1 rRNA gene is annotated in these 2,790 nt (G+C 51.8%); it reads left to right on the forward strand.

Annotation, left to right across the window (positions count from 1 at the left end):
• Positions 1-5 precede the first annotated feature (5 nt).
• Positions 6-2,790, forward strand: a 23S ribosomal RNA gene (locus JQM82_RS14920); the annotation flags it as partial.

Here is a 2,790-nt window from a genome sequence, read left to right on the forward strand (position 1 = left end):
TAGTTGGTCATGCTAGAAAGAGCGTATGGTGGATGCCTTGGCACTAAGAGCCGATGAAAGACGTGATAAGCTGCGAAAAGCTTCGGGGAGGAGCAAATATCCTACGATCCGGAGATTTCTGAATGGGGAAACCCAACTGAGCAAACCTCAGTTATCCTTAACCCAATACATAAGTTAAGGAAGGGAACCCGGTGAACTGAAACATCTAAGTAGCCGGAGGAAGAGAAAACAACAAGTGATTCTGTGAGTAGCGGCGAGCGAAAACGGAAGAGCCCAAACCGGGATGCGTGCATCCCGGGGTTCGGACCGCAGAAGTGATTCATGAGTCTTAGCAGAATGGTTTTGGGAAAGCCAGCCAGAGAGGGTGAAAGCCCCGTAAGCGAAAAGACGAGAGACACAGCGGGATCCAGAGTAGGTCGAGACACGTGGAACCTTGACTGAATACGCGGGGACCACCCCGTAAGGCTAAATACTCCTTAGTGACCGATAGCGCATAGTACTGTGAAGGAACGGTGAAAAGGACCCCGGGAGGGGAGTGAAACAGAACCTGAAACCATATGTTTACAAGCTGTGGAACCACTATACAGGTGGAACCGCGTACTTTTTGTAGAACGGTCCGGCGAGTTGCGCTGGCTGGCGAGGTTAAGGACTGAAGGTCCGGAGCCGAAGGGAAACCAAGTCTTAATAGGGCGAGAAGTCAGTCGGAGCAGACCCGAAACCGGGTGATCTATCCATGTCCAGGATGAAGTTGCCGTAAAAGGCAATGGAGGTCCGAACCCACATCCGTTGAAAAGGGTGGGGATGAGGTGTGGATAGGGGAGAAATTCCAATCGAACCCGGAGATAGCTGGTTCTCCTCGAAATAGCTTTAGGGCTAGCCTCATACAAGTCTTGCGGAGGTAGAGCACTGAATTTCCTAGGGGGCGTCAAAGCTTACCGAAGAATATCAAACTCCGAATGCCGTGTAGATGGTGTATGGGAGTCAGACTGCACGAGATAAGTTGGGCAGTCAAAAGGGAAAGAGCCCAGACCTGCAGCTAAGGCCCCAAAATGTGTGTTAAGTGGAAAAGGATGTGGGATTTCAAAGACAACTAGGATGTTGGCTTAGAAGCAGCCATACATTCAAAGAGTGCGTAATAGCTCACTAGTCGAGAGGTCCTGCGCCGAAAATGTCCGGGGCTGAAACACACTGCCGAAGCTCAGGAATTCTGAAAAGGATTGGTAGAGGAGCATTGAATACGGGAAGAAGCAGTACCGATAAGGAGCTGTGGACTGTATTGAAGAGAGAATGCCGGAATGAGTAGCGAGAGGAAGGTGAGAATCCTTCCGGCCGAATATCTAAGGTTTCCAGAGTAAAGCTGATCTGCTCTGGGTAAGTCGGGGCCTAAGGCGAGGTCGAAAGACGTAGTCGATGGACAACAGGTTGAAATTCCTGTACCTTAAGTAAACAGAACTGTGGGGACACGTGTGGAGAGCACGAGCCGGAAATGGAGAATCCGGTGTAAGCGAGGTAGGAGTTACATAGGCAAATCCGTGTAACAATCTGAAGACGTGATGCGGACCGAATGAAGAGTAGGGAAGCGTGTGAGCCATGCGTCAAGAAAAGCCGCTATCGTTTTACTTAAGCCCGTACCGTAAACCGACACAGGTGGATGAGGAGAGAATCCTAAGGCCGACGGGAGAAGCATTGTTAAGGAACTCGGCAAAATGACTCCGTAACTTCGGGAGAAGGAGTGCCAACGAGAGTTGGCCGCAGAGAATTGGCCCAAGCAACTGTTTAGCAAAAACACAGGTCTATGCAAAACCGAAAGGTGAAGTATATGGGCTGACGCCTGCCCGGTGCTGGAAGGTTAAGAGGAGAGGTTAGCGCAAGCGAAGCCTTGAATTTAAGCCCCAGTAAACGGCGGCCGTAACTATAACGGTCCTAAGGTAGCGAAATTCCTTGTCGGGTAAGTTCCGACCCGCACGAAAGGCGTAATGATTTGGGCACTGTCTCAACAATGCACCCGGTGAAATTGAAGTACCAGTGAAGATGCTGGTTACCTGCGCCAGGACGGAAAGACCCCATGGAGCTTTACTCCAGCTTGATACTGGGATTCGGTATTGCATGTACAGGATAGGTGGGAGGCTAGGAAGAGATGACGCCAGTTGTCTTGGAGCCAATGTTGGGATACCACCCTTGCAGTATTGGGTTTCTAACCAGCGGCCATGAACTGGTCGGGGGACAATGTCAGGTGGGGAGTTTGACTGGGGCGGTCGCCTCCGAAAGGGTATCGGAGGCGCTCAAAGGTTCCCTCAGAATGGACGGAAACCATTCGAAGAGTGCAAAGGCAGAAGGGAGCTTGACTGCGACACCGACGGGTGGAGCAGGTACGAAAGTAGGACTTAGTGATCCGGTGGTATAAAGTGGGATTGCCATCGCTCAACGGATAAAAGCTACCCTGGGGATAACAGGCTTATCACTCCCAAGAGTTCACATCGACGGAGTGGTTTGGCACCTCGATGTCGGCTCATCGCATCCTGGGGCTGAAGTAGGTCCCAAGGGTTGGGCTGTTCGCCCATTAAAGCGGTACGCGAGCTGGGTTCAGAACGTCGTGAGACAGTTCGGTCCCTATCCGGCGTGGGCGTAGGATATTTGAGAGGAGCTGTCCTTAGTACGAGAGGACCGGGATGGACTGGCCGCTGGTGGATCTGTTGCATCGCCAGATGCATGGCAGAGTAGCCAAGCCGGGACGGGATAAACGCTGAAGGCATCTAAGCGTGAAGCCCCCCTCAAGATGAGATATCCCTA

It is taken from the genome of Faecalicatena contorta, assembly GCF_021531995.1.
In the GTDB taxonomy this organism is placed as follows: Bacteria; Bacillota; Clostridia; order Lachnospirales; family Lachnospiraceae; genus Dorea_A; species Dorea_A contorta_A.